Annotated in this window: 17 protein-coding genes; 7 read left to right on the top strand and 10 right to left on the bottom strand. The window is 65.5% G+C overall.

Annotated elements, in window-relative coordinates:
• The first annotated feature begins 4 nt into the window (after positions 1 to 4).
• On the top strand, positions 5 to 439 hold the full coding sequence (locus ACDH77_RS13835; RefSeq protein WP_218488732.1) for an OsmC family protein: 435 nt from the start codon (positions 5 to 7) through the stop codon (positions 437 to 439).
• 408 nt (positions 440 to 847) lie between these two features.
• Here ACDH77_RS13835 and ACDH77_RS13830 read toward each other — a convergent pair whose 3' ends face one another.
• Positions 848 to 1,309, bottom strand: a complete 462-nt coding sequence (locus tag ACDH77_RS13830) for a hypothetical protein (protein ID WP_031423535.1) — start codon at positions 1,307 to 1,309, stop codon at positions 848 to 850.
• Between the two features lie 247 nt (positions 1,310 to 1,556).
• Positions 1,557 to 2,447: a pirin family protein gene (locus tag ACDH77_RS13825; RefSeq protein WP_372353501.1), complete on the bottom strand. Its 891-nt coding sequence runs from the start codon at positions 2,445 to 2,447 to the stop codon at positions 1,557 to 1,559.
• Between the two features lie 715 nt (positions 2,448 to 3,162).
• Here ACDH77_RS13825 and ACDH77_RS13820 point away from each other — a divergent pair.
• Positions 3,163 to 3,543 (top strand): hypothetical protein, encoded by a 381-nt coding sequence (locus ACDH77_RS13820; RefSeq protein WP_031423533.1) that lies wholly within the window; start codon positions 3,163 to 3,165, stop codon positions 3,541 to 3,543.
• A gap of 70 nt (positions 3,544 to 3,613) precedes the next feature.
• Here the strand turns inward: ACDH77_RS13820 and nfi are convergent, their stop codons facing one another.
• Positions 3,614 to 4,327, bottom strand: coding sequence for a deoxyribonuclease V (gene nfi / locus ACDH77_RS13815; RefSeq protein WP_031423532.1), 714 nt, complete (start codon positions 4,325 to 4,327; stop codon positions 3,614 to 3,616).
• 102 nt (positions 4,328 to 4,429) lie between these two features.
• On the opposite strand from nfi, the gene gpmA reads away from it, so the two are divergent.
• From gpmA to ACDH77_RS13795, 4 genes are all read left to right on the top strand, one after another.
• A complete protein-coding gene (gene gpmA / locus ACDH77_RS13810) occupies positions 4,430 to 5,179 on the top strand; it encodes a 2,3-diphosphoglycerate-dependent phosphoglycerate mutase (protein WP_008572455.1) in 750 nt (249 codons plus the stop codon).
• A 146-nt stretch (positions 5,180 to 5,325) separates the two neighbouring features.
• On the top strand, positions 5,326 to 5,640 hold the full coding sequence (locus ACDH77_RS13805; RefSeq protein WP_029819865.1) for a hypothetical protein: 315 nt from the start codon (positions 5,326 to 5,328) through the stop codon (positions 5,638 to 5,640).
• 283 nt (positions 5,641 to 5,923) lie between these two features.
• Positions 5,924 to 8,026, top strand: coding sequence for a M13 family metallopeptidase (locus ACDH77_RS13800; protein ID WP_218488730.1), 2,103 nt, complete (start codon positions 5,924 to 5,926; stop codon positions 8,024 to 8,026).
• 235 nt (positions 8,027 to 8,261) lie between these two features.
• The gene (locus ACDH77_RS13795; protein WP_122272534.1) at positions 8,262 to 9,824 is read left to right on the top strand and encodes a phospholipase D family protein; all 1,563 of its coding nucleotides are present in this window, start codon (positions 8,262 to 8,264) and stop codon (positions 9,822 to 9,824) included.
• A 291-nt stretch (positions 9,825 to 10,115) separates the two neighbouring features.
• Here the strand turns inward: ACDH77_RS13795 and ACDH77_RS13790 are convergent, their stop codons facing one another.
• From ACDH77_RS13790 to ACDH77_RS13760, 7 genes are all read right to left on the bottom strand, one after another.
• Complete coding sequence (locus ACDH77_RS13790) at positions 10,116 to 11,243, bottom strand: chemotaxis response regulator protein-glutamate methylesterase (RefSeq protein ID WP_029819861.1); 1,128 nt, start codon at positions 11,241 to 11,243, stop codon at positions 10,116 to 10,118.
• A complete protein-coding gene (locus tag ACDH77_RS13785) occupies positions 11,240 to 12,046 on the bottom strand; it encodes a protein-glutamate O-methyltransferase CheR (RefSeq protein ID WP_039417054.1) in 807 nt (268 codons plus the stop codon). Before ACDH77_RS13785 ends, ACDH77_RS13790 begins: the two co-directional genes overlap by 4 nt.
• 4 nt (positions 12,047 to 12,050) lie before the next feature.
• Positions 12,051 to 13,334 (bottom strand): EAL domain-containing protein, encoded by a 1,284-nt coding sequence (locus tag ACDH77_RS13780; RefSeq protein ID WP_031423523.1) that lies wholly within the window; start codon positions 13,332 to 13,334, stop codon positions 12,051 to 12,053.
• Between the two features lie 26 nt (positions 13,335 to 13,360).
• Positions 13,361 to 13,876, bottom strand: coding sequence for a chemotaxis protein CheW (locus ACDH77_RS13775; RefSeq protein ID WP_011348073.1), 516 nt, complete (start codon positions 13,874 to 13,876; stop codon positions 13,361 to 13,363).
• 10 nt (positions 13,877 to 13,886) lie between these two features.
• Positions 13,887 to 16,043, bottom strand: a complete 2,157-nt coding sequence (locus ACDH77_RS13770; protein WP_031423520.1) for a methyl-accepting chemotaxis protein — start codon at positions 16,041 to 16,043, stop codon at positions 13,887 to 13,889.
• Positions 16,044 to 16,108: 65 nt separating this feature from the next.
• On the bottom strand, positions 16,109 to 18,118 hold the full coding sequence (locus ACDH77_RS13765; protein WP_029819857.1) for a chemotaxis protein CheA: 2,010 nt from the start codon (positions 18,116 to 18,118) through the stop codon (positions 16,109 to 16,111).
• 18 nt (positions 18,119 to 18,136) lie between these two features.
• Positions 18,137 to 18,466 carry a lipid asymmetry maintenance protein MlaB gene (locus ACDH77_RS13760; protein WP_003488096.1) on the bottom strand — a complete coding sequence of 110 codons (330 nt, stop codon included), beginning with the start codon at positions 18,464 to 18,466 and terminating at the stop codon, positions 18,137 to 18,139.
• A 39-nt stretch (positions 18,467 to 18,505) separates the two neighbouring features.
• On the opposite strand from ACDH77_RS13760, the gene ACDH77_RS13755 reads away from it, so the two are divergent.
• Positions 18,506 to 18,697, top strand: coding sequence for a hypothetical protein (locus ACDH77_RS13755; RefSeq protein WP_143030764.1), 192 nt, complete (start codon positions 18,506 to 18,508; stop codon positions 18,695 to 18,697).
• Positions 18,698 to 18,835 lie beyond the last annotated feature (138 nt).

The following is an 18,835-nucleotide window of genomic DNA, read 5'->3' as shown; positions in this document are numbered from 1 at the left end:
GGCAATGAGTGACCGGCCGGTCAGCGTGCGCACCGGCACGGTGCCGTACACGGTCAGCATCCACGACGGGCTGCACACCTGGAGCGGCGATACGCAGCCGGCCAATGGTGGCAGCGACGCCGGGCCGGATCCCGAATCGCAGGTGTTGGGCGCACTGGGTGCGTGCACCGCCATCACGGTGTCGATGGTGGCCGCGCGCAAGCAGTGGCCGCTGACGGCGGTGCACGTGCATCTGCGTTACACGCAGCGCGGCGCTGCCGGCACGGCGATCGCCCGCGCGGTGGTGCTTGACGGTGCGCTCGACGACGAGCAACGCGCACGGTTGATGGAGGTGGCCGACAAATGCCCGATCCATCGCCTGCTGACCGGCGAGGTGCGCATCGAGACTCAGTTGCAGGCGGCTGGCGGCGGTGGAGACACGGTGATTCGAGCCGACTGACAGACGCTTGCCGGCAGTCGTTGGGTTCGGTGAGTGCGGAATCGGAATCGGAACGAGCGATCGGTCCACGCCGATTCCGGGCGTATGCCGACATGGCATGCGCCACTGCTCCAACGTTTGCAACCGTGAGCGTTCTCCAGCCCATCGCCGCCGCACGTGGTGGCCGCCGGGATCAAAATCGTTGAGCGGCTGGACGCACCGGCGCGCTTGGTGCATGCGCAAGCCGCTCGGGCGTCGCCTCATGCGCGTCGGCGCGACACGCGAGGGCACGAGCATCAGTGCGCAATGGTGATCTGCGGCGACACGCTCGCGGCAGATATCGTCAGATACTGTCTGCAGCGTGCCGGCAAACCCGCGCGCTGCAAGACAGGTGCAGCAGCAGTGCGCGGGGCTGTGACGCGCGCTGCGTCAGCGCTGCAGCGCCAGGCTGGCCGGCTGCAGATCCATGTTCTGCACCATCGACTGCATCGAGGCGAGTTCTTCGGTGCTGCCGCCGTCGATCCACAGCTGGGCGTAGCGCTTCTTGCCCAGTTCGACCACGGTGACACGGCGCGATTCCGTGCCCGGCATGTCGCGGCCGCCCAGATCGAGCTTGTACCAGTAGAAGTCTTCCTGCTGGATCTGGCCCTTTTCGGCGCGCCGCTCGCGTGCCAGTGTCATCGCCGGGTCGCGGGTAGTGAGCATCACGCCGACCACCTGCCGGCCATCGGCAGTCATGGCCTTGCAGACCAGGTAATCGGCACCGGCGAGCTCGTTCCACTGCAGGCCGGAGGCCGGTGGCAACGGCGGGCAGACCGGCGAGGTCTGGGCATGGGCGGTGGCAGCGGCCAGCAGCAAGCTCAGGCCAACAAGGCAGGATGCAGACTTCATACACGATTCCCCGGCATTGGATGACGATGCGGGCGCGCCGATTTCGTGCCGTTGCAGTGCCTCGAACTCCCCGTCCAAGGACTGCCGTCTACGCAACGCGCTCCGTCTACAGGGCCATCACTACCACAGTTTTGCGAGTCAGCTCAAGTGGTGTCGCACCTGTGCCTGGCATCGCATGTGCAGCGTGGCACTTCCGGTAAGAGACCTGGTGATCGCGCGTGTTGGTCCACCCGCGCAGCGCACGGTTTCAAGGGTAATTAACCGGTTTCGGGGCCGGTGACTCGGGCAGCGGAATGAACTCCTCGTCGTCGCCGGGAATGCTGCCGAAGCGGCCGGCCTGCCAGTCGTCCTTGGCCTGCTCGACGCGTTCCTTGGAACTGGACACGAAGTTCCACCATAGATGACGCGGCCCATCCAGCGGCTCGCCGCCAAGCAGCATCGCCTTGAGCGGGGTCTTGGCGCGCAAGCGGCCACGGGCGCCGGGCGAGGGTACGATCAGGTGGCGAGCTGGCACGTCGGCACCATCCAGCTGCGCTTCGCCTTCCAGGATGTACAGGGCGCGCTCGGTGTGCCCGGTGTCCAGATCGAGTTCGGCGTCGGGCGCCAGATCCAGCGCCACATTCAGCGTGCCGCTGAACACCTGCACCGGCGATTCCTCACCGTACGCGCGGCCGGCAATCACGCGCAGCCACACGCCGTCGCGGCGCTGCTGCGGCAAGCTTGCCGCCGCGTGGTGATGGAAGGCTGGCGCGGTTTCTTCGGCCGAGCGCGGCAAGGCGATCCAGGTCTGCATGCCGTGCAAGGCGTGTTCGCGTGCGCGCTCCGGGCCTGGCGTGCGTTCGGAATGGGCGATGCCGCGGCCGGCCGTCATCCAGTTGACGTCGCCTGGGCGGATCACCTGATCCGAGCCCAGCGTGTCGCGGTGGCCGATTTCGCCGGCCCACAGGAACGTGACCGTGGCCAGGCCGATGTGCGGATGTGGGCGTACATCGATGCCGTGATCCGGCTCCAGTACGGCTGGGCCCATGTCGTCGACGAACACGAATGGACCGACGCTGCGCGCCTGCAGGGTGGGCACGGCGCGGCGCACTTCCAGTCCGCCGATGTCATGGACGCGTGGAGCGATCAGGGTGGTCATGCGCGGTCTCGTGGAGTGATGACGTAGGCACGAGCTTGGCATGCGCGATGGCCGAGGCGGGCGCGTGGCGTAAAACGCAGTGTCCGAGTCATGGCGCTTCATGCGCGTCGGGGAATGCGCGATCGGCGCGAGCTGGCACCGCACCGCGAACACCATCCGGGCATGGCATGGCATGGCGTAGCAGCGGTTCGTGGCGAGAACGCCCTGGTCCCTTGCAGGCAGATGCGTTGCCAACGTGGACATTGTTGCCAGCGAAGACGACTCATCCAGCGCTGCGGTCCGGGATCAGGCAGGCCGCAACATTGAGGCGTAGGCGCGGGCGCCATTCCCTTCCGCATGTCCAATCGGCAAGGCCGGAGGCGCTTGTGGCCAGCATGGCTGGCCTGATCTTCCACCGCAAGCGGCCGTGTCCAGACCTCGCCGCCGTTGCTGCCGCGAAGCATCGGTTGGCAGGTTCTGGCAGCGGCGAAGTTTCAACACGAGCGAAGTTGCATTGCGGGAAGCGTACCGGCGCAACCTAAATGCGTGGTGCCAAGTCACGTGTGTCATCGCGCCATGAATAATGGCGGCCCTTGCACGATCCACGGCTGCCGGATCGGCAACGGTCGCTCGCGGCGCAGAGTCCGCGGTGCGCACCTGGCGGCAAGCCGCTCGCGCTCTAACGTTTTACTCGATGCGTTTGAGATTCTCATTCCCAATCTGAGGAATTACCTTCATGGTCTCATCGATCTCAGGAAAGAAAACCAAATCGCTGCTCTTCTTGGTAATGGCGGCGTCGGTGCCAGCCCTTGGTACTGCCCAGAGCGTCCAGCATGCCGTCTCCAGCCGCATTATCAGTGTGGCCGCTGGTGTCCGCTCGCTGGCCTTCTCGGCGAATGGAAAGACGGTTGCCTGCTATGCGGTCTATGCCAACAGGAGCGTTGCAGGGCCGACCCTCAACAGTGCGGTCAACTATCAGGTGGTTTCTTCGTCTTCCTCATGCAGGGATCAGCCCTACGCAGTCGGGTATTCCGTGAACTTCCAGCCCCCATCCAACAAGAACATGGTTTTCTTCCGGGTCGACGGTGCCGGTCGCATCGCCATCACTGAAAACTGATTGATCGCCTCAGCGCCGCGTCAGTGCGTCCGCCCGTGCATGCGGCGCCTGACGCGGCTTGAACGTCTGCTCACAGCAGGTGGCCGGAATAGCCTGCCGGCACCGTCACCTCGCCGCGGCGCGAGGCCAGCCGGTCGGCCAGGCGCGTGGGCTCGGGCAGGCGATAGGCGCGCAACGTGCGCAGGGTCCAGTCGAGTGCGCCTTGCATCGACACGCGATGGCCGGGCGAGACGATCAAGGGATTGCAGCGCGGTTTGCTGCGCAGCGCCCAGCCGATCTGCGAGCCGCCCAGCAGGATCGGCGTGTGGTCGCCGCGCTCGGGCCCAGGCTCGGCGAAGCTGCCGGCCAGGCGCTGCTTGGCGATGCCGATGCACGGCAGGCCGGTGACCACGCCGAAGTGCGCTGCGATGCCCAGCCTGCGCGGATGCGCGATGCCCTGGCCATCGATGAACACCAGATCCGGCGTACGCGACAGCAGCGCCAGGGCCTGCAGCAATGCGGGCAATTCGCGAAAACTGAGCAGGCCGGGGACATAGGGCATCGAGGTCGGCACGCGCGCGACGTGCGTTTCCAGCGGGAGCAGCGTCTGCGCATCCAGCAACACGGCAGCCGCGCGGGTGATCTGGCCATCGTCTTCGAAACCGACATCGAACCCTGCAAGCAACTGCGGCGTTGCGCTCACCGCGTCATCGAGCACCACGCGCCGTGCCAGTTGCTGCTGCAACTGTCGCGCCTGAATCACGCTGCCGTCCCAACCGGCGAATACGGGATCGTTGGTCTGCATTGCGAAAGCATCGCGCGCCGCCTGTGGCGATCTCGTGCACGCCTGCGATGCACGCGCTGCCGCTACAATCGCAGGCTGATCGGCCCCAATCGGAGAACCGTAGTGACCCGCAAACTCGTACTGCTGCGCCATGGCCAGAGCCAATGGAATCTGGACAACCGTTTCACCGGCTGGGTGGATGTGGAACTCACCGACCAGGGCCGCCAGGAAGCTGTGGCGGCCGGCAAGCTGATGAAGGACGAAGGGCTGCAGTTCGATGTCGCCCACACCTCGGTGCTCAAGCGCGCCATCCACACGCTGCAGGGCGCATTGAAGGAACTGGACCAGGACTGGTTGCCGGTGTCCAAGAGCTGGCGCCTCAACGAGCGCCACTACGGTGGCCTGCAAGGCCTGGACAAGGCCGAAACCGCGGCCAAGCACGGCGAGGAGCAGGTCAAGATCTGGCGCCGTTCCTACGACATCCCGCCGCCGGCGATGGACGTCAACGACCCGGGCCACCCGTGCCATGACCGGCGCTACGCCACCCTGGACCGCAATGCGCTGCCGGGGACCGAGTCGTTGGCAACCACGCTGGTACGCGTGTTGCCGTATTGGCACGACGCGATTGCGCCGCAGTTGAAGGCCGGGCAGACCGTGCTGGTGACCGCGCACGGTAATTCGCTGCGCGCGCTGTACAAGTACCTCAACGATGTCTCCAACGAGCAGATCCTCGAGCTCAACATCCCCACCGGCATCCCGTTGCTGTTCGAGCTGGACGACAACCTGCAGGTGCGCAGCTTCCGTTACCTGGGCGACCCGGAAGCGGCCAAGCGCGCGGCCGAAGCGGTGGCCAACCAGGGCAAGGCGAAGTAATCGCCGCCGGCGGTTGCAGCGCTGCGTGCGGTGCGCGCAGCGCGCGTTCTTGTGCGCATGAGGCTGCAAGCGGCTACGTGCGGTGATGAATGGAAGCGGTGCGAGAGGGTAATACGCGCTCGGCACCGAGGCGCAGGCGAGACACGATGTCCGGCAAACGGAGAACCCGGCAGATGACTGCCGTTTACTGTCGCGCGTATCTGGTGACGCTCGGCATGCTGGTGGCCGGCGGGGCTGCGTTTGTCGCCTTGGCTGCTGGCGACATCTCAGGCGCGGGGCTGGCGCTGGCACTGCTGATCTGCGCGATGGGGGCGCTGTTGCTGGGGTTTGGCGTGGCTGGGCCGGCGCCACAGATGGAAGCGTGGGCCGATGCGGCGTCGGGGCACGAGGTCGCCCTGGCGCTGATGGTGCTGGCGTATCCGGTGTATCTGGTGATGGCGCCGTTTTACGCGCGGCGTTGAGCGCATGCGATGGCGCGCGTTGCGCCGGCATGCAGGTGGAGTGGAAGCAGTGCGTGGCGGTGCCGATGACGGACGCCCACGTGCTGTACAGATGCAATGGACTTTCATGGCGCACGGCATCGACTTCATGTTGCGGTGCCGCTGCACGGATGTGGTCTGGCCGGTTGCAGAGCGACTGACGAAGAGGCGGGCGCCTGCGCTGCGCGGTTCTTCGCCGGCGCTTGCCGACCGGATGTCGACTTTTTTTCGATCGCGCCTGCGCGGTCATGCCCTGGAGAATTCAATGAAGTTGCGCAAGTTAGCTCCGCTGTCGCTTGCGGTCGCCATCGTGGTCGCGCTGTCTGCGTGCGGCGCCTCCGATGACACCGCCAAGGTGGCGCCTGCCGCGCCGCAGGCGGTATCGACCAAGGTGGATGTGTCCAAGCTCGATGCGCCGATCGTGGCATTCAGCAGCAGCGACCTGGACCCGAGCATCGCTGCGTGTCAGGACCTCAACGGGTTCGTCAACGCCAAGTGGCTCAAGGCCAATCCGGTGCCGTCCGATCGCACCAGCTGGGGCAGCTTTGAGGTGCTGGCCGAGCGCTCGCTGACCATCCAGCACGCGTTGGTGGAGCAACTGGCGCGCGGCAATCTGTCGGCCGGTTCGGTGGATGCCAAGATCGCCGACCTGTGGCGGACCGGCTCGGATGAAGCGGCGATCGACAAAGCGGGCATTACGCCGCTGCAGCCGCAGTTGAAGGACATCGACGCATTGACCGATGCGCCGTCCATCGCCGCCTGGTTGCGCAACAGTTATGCGCAAGGCCAGGGCTTGGTGTTTTCGTTCGGTGCCAATGCCGACTACAAGAATTCCGAGCAGATGATCGCCTACGCAGGGCAGGGCGGTCTGGGCTTGCCCGAAAAGGGCTATTACACCGATCCGGCGCAGGCAAAGATCCGCGAGCAGTACGTGGCCTACATCGCGCGGATGCTGGAGCTGTCGGGTATCCCGGCAGCGCAGACGGCCGCGCAGGCCAAGGCGGTGATGGCGTTCGAGACGCGCCTGGCCAATGCGTCGTTGTCGCGTATCGAACTGCGCGACCCGGCCAAGCGCTACAACCCGGTCGATGTGGCCGGCGCCAACGCCATCACGCCGCACTTCGACTGGAAGGCGTTTTTCGCAGCGCTCAAGGTGCCGGCCGGCACCTTCTCGCTGAGCCAGCCGGGCTATTTCGCCGAGCTCGATGCGATGCTGGCCGATACGCCGATCGCTACCTGGAAGGCGTATCTGCGCTTCCATACGGTGGACGAAGCGGCGCCGTATCTGGCCAAGCCGTTCGAGCAGGCCAATTTCGATTTCTACGCAAAGACCCTGCGCGGCCAGCAGGACATGCTGCCGCGCTGGAAGCGCACCTTGAATGCGGTCAACGAGGCGATGGGCGAGGCCCTGGGCCAGCTGTACGTGCAATCTGCATTCCCGGCCGAATCGAAGGAGCAGATGCAGCAACTGGTGCAAAACCTGTCGGCGGCGCTCAAGGCGCGGTTGGAAAAGCTCGACTGGATGAGCGCGGACACCAAACAGCGCGCACTGGAGAAATGGGCCAGCTTCACTCCCAAGATCGGTTACCCGGACCAGTGGCGCGATTGGTCGGGCCTTCAGACGCGTGGCGACGGCTTTCTTGCCAACATGCAGGCCGCGCAGGCATTCAACTACCGCGACATGCTGGACAAGATCGGCAAGCCGGTCGACAAGCGCGAGTGGCACATGACCCCGCAGACGGTGAATGCGTACTACAACGCCACACGCAACGAGATCGTGTTTCCGGCCGCCATCCTGCAGCCGCCGTTCTTCGACCCCAAGGCCGATCCGGCCTTGAACTACGGTGGCATCGGTGCGGTGATCGGGCACGAAATGATGCACGGCTACGACGATTCCGGCAGCCAGTTCGATGCCAAGGGCAACTTCGACAGCTGGTGGACCGATGCAGACCGCAAGTTGTTCACCGAGCGCACCGACCGGCTGGTGGCACAGTTCGATGGCTATGAAGCGATCAAGGGCGTGCACGTCAAGGGCAAGCTGACGCTGGGCGAGAACATCGGCGATCTGGGCGGCCTGACCGTGGCGTACGATGCCTTGCAAATGGCGTTGCAGGAGCAGCCGGCCGCCAACACGCAGATCGATGGGTATTCGCAGGACCAGCGGTTCTTCATGAACTGGGCCACTGTCTGGCGCCGCAACTTCACCGATGGCGAATTGCGCGTGCGCCTGAACACCGACCCGCACGCACCGGCGAGTTTCCGTGCCAACGGTGCGCCGTCGAACATGCCGGCGTTTGCGCAGGCGTTCCAGTGCAAGCCCGGCGATGCGATGGTACGTGGCGACAAGGAGCGGGTGACCATCTGGTAAGCGCCGCGGGCGCGCGCTGGTGCTTCGGCAGCTGGCGCGCCATACCGCTGATGACGCCGTAACCACCACGTTCGCCCTGTGCGGCACGCGGTGCTGCGAGTACTCGCGTCCACGGCACTTCCACGACACCCGTCTGTTTCTCGCGGGAATTGTCGAGGTTGCTTGTGGCGGCGTCTGCACACCGGCCTGCCCGCATGGGCTCTACACTGCCGCGCTGCGCATCGCGGAATCGGCAGTGACAAAGCGGAAATTTTTCAAATGGTTCGGCATTGCGCTGCTGGTACTGGTGCTGGCCAGCGCGTTATCGCTGTACGGCTACGGGCGCTTTGCCGACCGCCAACGCGGGCCGGTCAGTCACGTGCTGCCTGCCACGGCGGTCGCGACGCCCATCGACAAGGTGGTGGCGCCACTGCAACAGGCGCACGCCGATCAGACCGGCATGGTGATCCTGCCGGATAACGTCGATGCGTTTGCGGTACGTGCGCTCACCGCGCGTGCGGCCGGGCGCAGCCTGGATCTGCAGTACTACATCTGGCATGCCGATTTCACCGGCAACCTGCTGCATAACGAATTGCTGCGCGCGGCCGATCGCGGCGTACGCGTGCGGTTGTTGCTGGACGACATGAATATCCATGGCAGCGATTCGGTGCTGGCTGCCCTGGATAGCCATCCGCTGATCGAGATTCGCCTGTTCAACCCGACACGCGCGCGCGAAGGCACCTTGATGCGCGGCGTGGAGATGGTGCTGCGCATGTTCAGCATCAATCGCCGCATGCACAACAAGGCCTGGATTGCCGATGGCCGCATCGCGGTGGTGGGTGGGCGCAACGTGGGCGACGAATATTTCGATGCGGCGCGCGACACCAACTTCATGGATATGGATGCGGCGCTGATGGGGCCGGCGGTGGGCCAGGCCGAGCAGGTGTTCGACGCGTACTGGAACAGCCCCAATGCCTTGCCGCTGTCTGCGCTGGTCACCGCAAAGCCGCAGGCACTGGAGGCCTTGCGTGGCAGCCTGGACGCGGGCATGGCATCGGTGCGCGCGCATCCGTACGTGGAGCGGCTCAAGCGCTCGCCAAGCGTGCGTGAACTGATGCAGGGCGACCGACCGGTGCACTGGGTGTCGCAGGCGCGCATCGTCTCCGACCCGCCGGAAAAAGCCGAAGGTGCGCCGCCGCAAGCCGACTGGATGACGCCGGTGCTGATCGGCGAAATGGCGCACGCACAGCGCGAGCTCAAAGTGATCTCGCCGTATTTCGTGCCGGGCGACGAGGGCATGCGCTGGATCGGCAACCTACGCCAGCGCGATGTGCGCGTGAGCATTCTGACCAACTCGCTGGCGGCCAACGACGTGGTGGCCGTGCACAGCGGCTATGCCGGCTATCGCGTGCCGCTCCTGCAGCAGGGCGTGCGCCTGCATGAGCTCAAGCCGATGGGCAAGCCGGACGGCAGCCTGTTCGGTTCCAGCGGCGCCAGCCTGCATACCAAGGCGTTTGTCGTGGACGACAGCAGCGGTTTCATCGGCTCGTTCAACCTGGACCCGCGTTCGATGAACCTCAATACCGAAATGGGCCTGCTGTTCAACGACCTCCTGGTCACCGCGGAGCTGGAGCGGCTGTACAACCACAAGATCAGTGCGCCGGTGAGTTACCGCGTGACCCTGGAGCAGGGCGAGCTGCGTTGGCACGACGATGCCGCGCAGCCGCCCGAGGTGTGGTCGCGCGAGCCGGCGGCGAGCGTGTGGCGACGTGGCGCAGCAGCGGTAATGGGCTGGTTGCCGCTGGAGTCGCAGCTGTAGCTGGCTGGTTAGCGTGTTGCCCTCATCCGCCCTTCGGGCACCTTCTCCCGCTGGCGGGAGAAGGGAATGTGGCGGTCTTTCATGGACAGGAGAATGCGCGCGTCGATGCGGCGCAGACGCAGTGGCTGCGTTGGAGCAGACGCAATGGCTGCATTGGAGCATGGGCAATGGCTGTGTCCAGCAGGTGCACAGGCTCTGTCCAGCAGGTGCAGTGGGTCTGTCGCGCGGAAGACGCGGTAGACGCGGTGGCTCTGTCAGAGCGTTGAGCGCGTGACGTGGACGTCCGTCGCGTTACTGCAGCTGCGTCACGATCTCGCGCGCCATCGCGCCCAGCGGCAGGATACGGTCTGCGCCGCCGCGCTTGATCGCTTCCTTGGGCATGCCGAACACAATGCTGGTGTGTTCGTCCTGTGCCACCGTGCGTGCGCCGGCCTGGCGCATTTCCAGCAGGCCGGCGGCGCCATCGTCGCCCATGCCGGTCATGATGATGCCCAGCGCATTGCTGCCGGCCGCGCGCGCGGCCGAGCGGAACAGCACATCGACCGACGGGCGATGCCGGTTGACCGGTGGGCCTTCCAGCACTTCGACGAAATACTGCGCGCCGCTACGACGCAGCAGCAGATGTTTGCCGCCCGGTGCGATCAATGCACGGCCCGGCATCACCCGGTCGTTGTTGGCGGCCTCCTTGACGGCGATCTGGCAAAGACCGTTCAGGCGCGCGGCGAAGGCAGCGGTGAATTTCTCCGGCATGTGCTGCACGATCACGATGCCGGGGCAGACGCGCGGCAGCGCGGTGAGCACTTCTTCCAGGGCCTGGGTGCCGCCGGTGGAGGTGCCGATGGCGACGATGCGTTCGGTGGTCTGCGCCAGCGCACGTCCGCTTTGTGCCGGCAGGATGACATCGGCGGTGTGCTTGACCTCCGCTTCCAGCGGCGCGGCAGTCACGCGCGCCGCCAGCCGCTTGACGTTGGCGCGCGCTGCGCTGCGCACGGTCGCCACCAGTTCGTCGGCAGAGTCGGTGAGAAATTGCTTCAGACCCAGGCGGGGTTTGGTCACCACCGCCACCGCGCCGGCGGCCAGTGCATCCATGGTGACGCGCGCGCCTTTTTCGGTAAGCGTGGAGCAGATCACCACCGGCGTGGGCCGCTCGCTCATGATCTTGCGCAGAAAGGTGATGCCGTCCATGCGCGGCATTTCCACGTCCAGCACGATCACATCCGGCCAGTGCTGGCGCATTTTTTCGATCGCCAGCAGCGGGTCGGCGGCAGTGGCGATGACGTCGATGCCCGGCGCGTCGTTGAGCACGCCCACCAGCACCTGGCGTACCACTGCCGAATCGTCGACCACCATGGCCTTGATGGTCGTAGGGTTGGCGGCGGGGCGATGGAGCGCTGTGGACACGGTGAATCCTTGGGTCATGCCTTGCGGAAGATCGAGGGTGCCACCTGGACCAGATCGATGTCGAGTTCGCTCAGGCTTTCCGAATGGCCGATGCAGAAGTGCCCGCCCGGCTTGAGGTTGGACAGCACGCGCAGGATCACTTCGCGCTTGGTCTGGCCGTTGAAATAGATCATCACATTGCGCAGGAAGATCGCATCGAAGCTGCCCAGTGCCGGCAGCGCGGCATTGAGGTTGGCGTGCACGAACTGCACGCGCTCGCGCAGCCGCCGCTCCACCAGCAAGGTGCCGTCGTACTCGCCCTGGCCACGCAGGCAATAGCGTTTGAGATAGGCCTGCGGGATGCCGTCGATACGTTGCAGCGCGTAATGGCCGGTGCGCGCCTTGGCCAGCACGCGCGTGCTGATGTCGGTGCCCACCACCTCGAACGGGCGGCCCTGCAAGGTGTCGTCCAGCACCATGGCCATGCTGTAGGCCTCTTCGCCGCTGGAACTGGCCGCGCTCCAGCAGCGGAACGGCAGCCCGCCACGGTGTTCGCCGGCCAGCCTGCGCAGCAGCTCGAAATGCTTGGGCTCGCGGAAGAAATAGGTTTCGTTGGTGGTGAGCAGGTCGATCGCGGTCTGGATTTCCCTGCGGTCCTGGCGGCTTTCCAGCAGCTGCAGGTACTGCGTATAGGTGCTGAACTGATGTTCGCGCAGGCGCTTGCCCAGGCGGCCGCACAGCATCGCCTTCTTGCCGGAGGAAATGGTGATGCCGGCCGCTTCGAAGATGAAGCGCTGGAAACGGCCGAACTCCTGTTCGGTGATGGCGGTCGCGGTGCTCATCGGCTCAGGCCACGTCCGCATCGCTGTGGAACGTGCTGTCGCTCAGGCGTGCGATGCGCATGGCGTGTTCGCGCCACCACTCCGACAGCATCGGCCCGGGCATCGGCGAGGCCATCAGATAGCCTTGTGCCAGGTCACAGCCAAGTTCGCGCAGCAGCCGCCAGTCGTCGGGCGTTTCCACGCCTTCGGCCACGGCGGTGAGTTCGAGCCGATGCGCCAGCTCCAGCGTCGATTCGAGCACGGTGCGCTGGCTGCGGCTGCGATGCGCTGCATGCACGAAGCTGCGGTCCAGCTTGAGTTCGGTGAAGGGAATGCTGGCCAGCCGCTGCAGCGAGGAGAAGCCGGTGCCGTAGTCGTCGATGGACAGGCCGAACCCGTGCAGGCGCAAACGCGCCAGCATGCTCAGCGCATTGGCCGGCTCCACGATGGCGCTTTCGGTGAGTTCCAGCACCAGGTCGGCCGGGCTCAGGCCGTTCTCGCCCAGCTTGGCGCACAGCTCTTCGAGAAAATGGTCTTCGCCCAAGAGCCGGGGCGAGAGGTTCAATGCCAGGCTCAGGTCGAAGCCTTCGGCGCGCCAGTCCACCAATTGCGCGATGGCCTTGTCGATGACCTGCTGCGTCAACGCGTGGATCAAGCCTTCGCGTTCGGCCAGCGGAATGAAACGGTCCGGGCCGATCATGTCGCCTTGCGGGCGGCGCCAACGTGCGAGCGCTTCCACGCCACGCAGGCGGCCGTCCTTCAGGTCTAGCTTGGGTTGGTAGGCCACACGGATCTCCCCGCGGCGCATGGCACGGTCCAGCCGCGAGGCGGCGGCACCACCGCTGGACATCAGCGGCGAGATCGCCACCGGCGCGAATGCCGGTGCATCGGCGGCCGGCTCCGGTTCGCAATCCAGCACGGTGGCCAGATCTTGCAGGTTCATCGGCTTTTCGATGCCGCCGAGCACGCGCACGCCGGCACTGCGGCTGAGTTGCATCACTGCATCGATCAAGGCACCGCCGCGTTGCGAGACCACTACCACCGGCACGCTGTATTTGCCCCGCGCCAGGGCGTCGAGCAACTGCACGCCGTCCATGCCCGGCATTTCCAGATCCACCAGCAACAACGATGGCGCCTGGGCGCGCGTCAGCCATTCCAGTGCCGCGTTTCCGTCGACGGCACCGTCGACCACGCTTGCGCCGAGCTGGCGACACAGCGCCATGGCGTGTTCGCGCTGGACCACGCTGTCGTCCACGACCAGGACCGGGCCGGCCAGCGTGCAGTTGCAGGAGAGAAGGGCGGGGCGCATGGGAGTCCTTGAGTGCATGCGTGAGGTCAGGCCGCCAGCTCGGCGGCCGGCAGCTGGGCGAGCGTGTCGTTGCCCAGCACGGCATCGGCATCGAGCAGGATCACGAAGCGCTCGCCGATCTTGCCCATGGCGTGGATGAAGTCGCGCGCGATGCCGGCGCCGAAGCTGGGCGTGTCGACGATGTCGGAAGGCGCGATTTCCAGCACTTCGCTGACCGCATCCACCAGGAGCCCGAGCACCTGATGCAGCTGGCCATGCGCGATCTCCACGATCACGATGCAGCTGCGCTTGGTGATCGCGCTGGCGTTGCGGCCGAAGCGTTGCTGCAGATCCACCACCGGTACCACCGCTCCACGCAGATTGATCACCCCGCGCAGTGCCGGCGGCATCATCGGCACGTCGGTGGGGATGCGGTATTCGATGATTTCCTTGATGCCCAGGATGCCCAGGCCGAACATTTCCCCACCCAGCAAAAACGTGAGGTATTGCTGCGGTGCCGTCGAAGACGGCACTTGGCGGTCGGTTGCAGGAAGCGCTTGCATCGTCGGCTCCTCAGAAGCTGGCGAATTGCGATTCGTCGATCGCATCAGCGGTGGCGGCCACCGCACTGAGCTGGCGCACGTTGGTGCGTCGTGGCTGCGCGCTGCTCACCGTGGCAGGCGCATGCGCGGCGATCCTGCGCGGACCCTGCCTGTTGCTGCCCGACGCGGCGCCGCGGCCGCCATTGCCCAGCCGGAAGAAGCCCATCAGCTGCTGCAGCTGTTCGGCCTGCGCGCTCATCTCTTCCGAGGTGGCGGCCAGTTCTTCGGCATTGGCGGCGGCCGATTGGGTGGTCTGGTTCAATTGCCCCACGGCGGTGTTGATCTGGCTGACACCGGCGGTCTGTTCTTCGGAAGCGGCGGCGATTTCCTGCACCAGGTCGGAGGTGCGGCGGATCGAAGGCACCATCTCGCCGAGCACGCGGCCGGCGCTTTCGGCCAGTTCCACGCTGGATTCGGCCACTTCGCCGATTTCCTGCGCAGCGATCTGGCTGCGCTCGGCCAGTTTGCGCACTTCGGCGGCGACCACCGCAAAGCCCTTGCCGTGTTCGCCGGCGCGCGCGGCTTCGATGGCGGCATTGAGCGCCAGCAGGTTGGTCTGATACGCGATGTCGTCGATGATGCCGATCTTCTTGGCGATGTCCTTCATCGCCACCACGGTGGCGCGCACGGTGTCTCCACCGTCGGCCGCTTCGCTGGCCGCCTTGGCCGCCATGCTGTCGGTGACGCGCGCGTTTTCGGTGTTCTGTGCGATGGAGGCGGTCATCTGCTCCAGCGAGGCGCTGGTTTCTTCCACGCCGGCCGCCTGTTCGCTGGCGGCCTGGGCCAGCGCCTGCGCGGTGGCGCTGACCTCTTCCGACGCACTGGCCAGGTTTTCGGCGTTGCGGTTGACCTCATCGACGATCTCGGTGAGGCGGCTCATGGTGGTGTTGACGTAGCGCTGCATGTCGGCGAAGGCGCCTTCGTAGCGGCCTTCCACGGTGTGGGTGAGGTCGCCTTCGGCCATCGCGCCCATGACCTGGATCACTTCGGAAATGCTGCGCAGGTTGCCGCGCGCGCGCTCCACGGTGTCGTTGATGAAAGCCTTCTTGCCCGGCAGCTGCGCCAGCGGGGCATCGAAGTTACCGCGGCCGAATTCGGCCACCACGCCCATCGCCAGCTTCTTGACCGCGATATGCGCGCCCACCATCTGGTTGATGCCCAGCGCCATGCTGCGGAAGTCGCCATCGAAGCGGCTGCTGTCGATGACCACGTCGATATCGCCGGCTTCATGTTCGGCCGACATGTGGTTGATCTCGGCGATCAGGCCGGTGAGGTTGCCGCGTACCTGTTCGATGGTGTCGTTGATGAAGCGCTTCTTGCCCGGCAGCAATGGCAGCTGTGCGGTGAAGTTGCCGCGGCCGAATTCGCTGACGCAGGCAATGGCTTGCTTCTTGACCGCGATATGGCTGGCCACCATTGCGTTGATGCCTTCGGCCATGCGACGGAAATCGCCGGTGAAGCGCTGGGTGTCGATGACCACATCGATATCGCCGGCATCGTGCTCGGCCGACATGCGATTGACCTCGGCGACCATGCCGGTGAGGTTGCCGCGGATCTGGTCGACGATCTCGTTGATGAAGGCCTTCTTGCCCGGCAACCGTTCCAGTTCGGCGGAGAAGTTCCCGCGACCGAACTCGGCCACACAGGCCATCGCCTGCTTTTTCACCGCGATATGGCTGGCCACCATGCGGTTGATGCCGTCGCCCATTGCGCGGAAATCGCCTTCGAAGCGCGCCACGTCGATGCGCGCGTCGATCTCGCCGGCATCGTGTTCGCGCGAAACGCGATTGATTTCCTCGTTGACATGGCGGATGCCGCTCTGCACCTTGCGCAGCCCGCGCAGGACATCGCTGGCCTGGTCCTCGCGCACCTGCGGCAGCGCCACATCGAAGTTGCCGCGCGAGAACGCGTCCAGCGTGGTGGTGGCCATCTCCAGCGACGCGCTGGCGATACGGATTGCCCAGACCAGCAAGGCGCCGCTGATCAATGCTGCAACCAGGCTGGTGCCCAGCAAGGCTGCGTGCGAGAGCGCCAGCGCCACGCCGGCAACGACCACGACAACGGGCAGGGCGATTGCAAGCGCGGCGGTGAACCACAACTGCGTAGCGATCGGTAGACGGTGTGACATGACGGTAGCTTCCTGGGGTCAGGTAACGACAAACGACGGTTCGGACGGAGCGATGGCGCGGGCGTTCAGGCCGCCAACGCGTCCTGGTTGGGATGCAACTGCTGAATCAGGCTGGGCACATCCAGAATCAGTGCGACATCGCCGCTTCCCAGAATGCTCGAGCCGCTGATGCCTTTGACCTGCGCGAACACCTTGGACAGCGGCTTGATCACCGTCTGCCATTCGCCGAGCAGGGTGTCCACCACCAGGCCGAAGCGCTGTGCGCCCTGCCGGATCACCACGATGCTTTCGCGCGAGGGCGTCTTGCCGCCCAGCGCGAACAGTTCGCGCAGGCGCACGTAGGGCAACACGCTGCCGCGCAGGTCGATGTAGTCGCTGGCGTAGTCAGGGGTGAACTCCACGCACTCTTCGACCACGTCCAGCGGCACCACGAAGACCGATTTGCCCACGCCGACCTGGAAGCCGTTGATGATGGCCAGCGTCAGCGGCAGGCGCACCGAGATGGTGGTGCCCACGCCGGCGGCGCTGTCGATCTCGACCGTGCCGCGCAGTGCGGTGATGTTGCGCTTGACCACGTCCATGCCCACGCCGCGCCCGGACAGATTGGTGACCTTTTCCGCCGTGGAGAAACCCGGTTCGAAGATCATCGCGAATACGTCGCGGTCGCTGAGTTGGCGGCCTGGTTCGATCAGGCCACGTTCGAGTGCCTTGGCCAGGATGCGGTCGCGGTTCAAGCCGCCACCGTCGTCGGTGATCTGGATGACGATGCTGCCGGAGTCGTGATACGCGTTGAGCCCGACGGTGCCGCGCGCAGGCTTGCCGCGCGCCACGCGCACCTCGGCCGGTTCGATCCCGTGGTCCATCGCGTTGCGCACCAGATGGGTGAGCGGGTCGCCGATCTTTTCCACCACCGACTTGTCCAGTTCGGTGTCTTCGCCGGCCACCACCAGCGCGATGTCCTTGCCCAGTTCGCGCGCCACGTCGTGCACCACGCGCTGGAAGCGGCTGAATGTGCCGCCGATCTTGACCATGCGCAGCTGCAACGCGCTTTCGCGCACGTCTTCGACCAGGCCAGCCAGGATCGAGGCCGATTCAAGCAACTGCGCATCGCCGGTGCGTTGCGCATTGGCACTCGTGCTGGACACGGCGATGATGAGTTCGCCGACCAGATCGATCATGCGATCGAGCTTGTCGGCATCCACGCGGATGGAACGCGCGTCGGCGCTGCGCGCGGCAGCGTCCGGCGCGGCACGGCCTGGGGCCGAAGCGGCGCTGGGTACTGCAGCAAGCGGCTTGTTCGGCGTGGGGCTGGCTGCCGCTTCGGCGCTGAGCAATTCAGCGGCGTCGGATGGCGCCGGAACCGACACGATCTCCAGATCGCAATCTTCGCGGACGAATTCGAACACCTCTTCGATGGCCGCGCGGTCGGCATCGCTGCGCAGCAGGATCTGGAAGCCCAGGTAGTTGGCTTCCGGATCGAGGTCGTCGAATGCCGGCAGCTGGCTGATATCGGTGGTGATCGATTCGACCGAGCCCAGGCTGCGCAGGTTGCGAATCAGCTTGAGCGGCGAATTGCCGAAGCGCAGTGCGTCGGCGAACAGTTTCAGGGTGATCCGCCAGTAGCCACTCTGCTTTTCCGGTGCGCCTTGCGCAACCGCGGCTGCAGTGACGCCGCAGGCGCTGCGTTGCAGATACGTCTGCAATTGCGCAAGCAGCGGTTCGGCTTCGGCGGCCAGCGCGACCGGGTCGGCGTGGCTCGGGTCTGCGGCGGTTTCCACCAAGGCATGGATATGGTCGCAGCACACCAGCAGCAGCCCGATCAGTTCCGAGCTCAAGCTCAGCGCTTCGTCGCGTACCAGATCCAGCACGCTCTCCACCACATGGGTGAAGCCGACCAGCTGCGGCAGGTCGAACAGGCCGCCGGAGCCCTTGATGGTGTGCGCGGCGCGGAAGATGGCATTGACCGCATCCGGCGACGGTTCGCCGCGCTCGGCTTCGAGCAGATGACGTTCCATGTCTTCGAGCAGGTCCCGGCTCTCGGCCAGGAAGGTCTGCATCAGCTGGTTCATGTCCATGCGCGCGTCACCAGTCCGTTAGTGAATTCGTTCGCCCAGGCCTGCAACCGCATGCGGGTACAGGGCCTCGAGCAGGCCGAGCAGCTCGATGACATCGACCACCGCACGGCTGGAATCGGTCAGCGAAAACGGCCGGCCATCGGCCTGGATCGCCTGCTTGGTGGCCAGCAACAATTGCAGGCCGGTGGTATCGATCTCGCTGACGGCGGCCAGGTCCAGATGCAATCCACCCGGATGCAGCAAGGCCGGCTGCAGCAACGGCTTGAGCTCGGCCGCGCGACGAATGGTCATCTCGCCCTCCAGGGCAAGGGTCAGCGGCGCGGGTAGATCGGACAGTGGCGTGTTCATTGGTGCCTCAAGCGGTGCGATGGCGCACGGGTGCGTACCATGGCCTGGGAAGGTCGCAACGGCCTGGACGGGTGTGAGCAGCGCTGCACACGGGCCATGCCGGTCTATGCAGGTATCGGCGCCTTTTGGAAATATTTAGGCAAAATTCAGCGCAATGACGGATTTGCGAAACCCGTCACCGCCTGTGGATTAATTGCTCAGCTTTGTCGGCAGCAGGCTCAGGGGGACTGATCGAGCCTGTCACGTCGGACAGTTCGCCCCGTTCCGGCACGGCGTTGCAGGTGACGCCCCGGCTTGCGCGCGTGAAGCACCGGCGGGCGCTTTTATCCAAACCGGATGCGCGGCGCGCGGGCTGCGGTAGTCATGACG

Origin of the sequence: Xanthomonas axonopodis pv. maculifoliigardeniae, from assembly GCF_041519315.1 — a bacterium.
GTDB classification, from domain to species: domain Bacteria; phylum Pseudomonadota; class Gammaproteobacteria; order Xanthomonadales; family Xanthomonadaceae; genus Xanthomonas; species Xanthomonas euvesicatoria.
The sequence above is the reverse complement of the archived record's forward strand: the minus strand, read 5'-3'. Positions and strand labels throughout refer to the sequence as shown.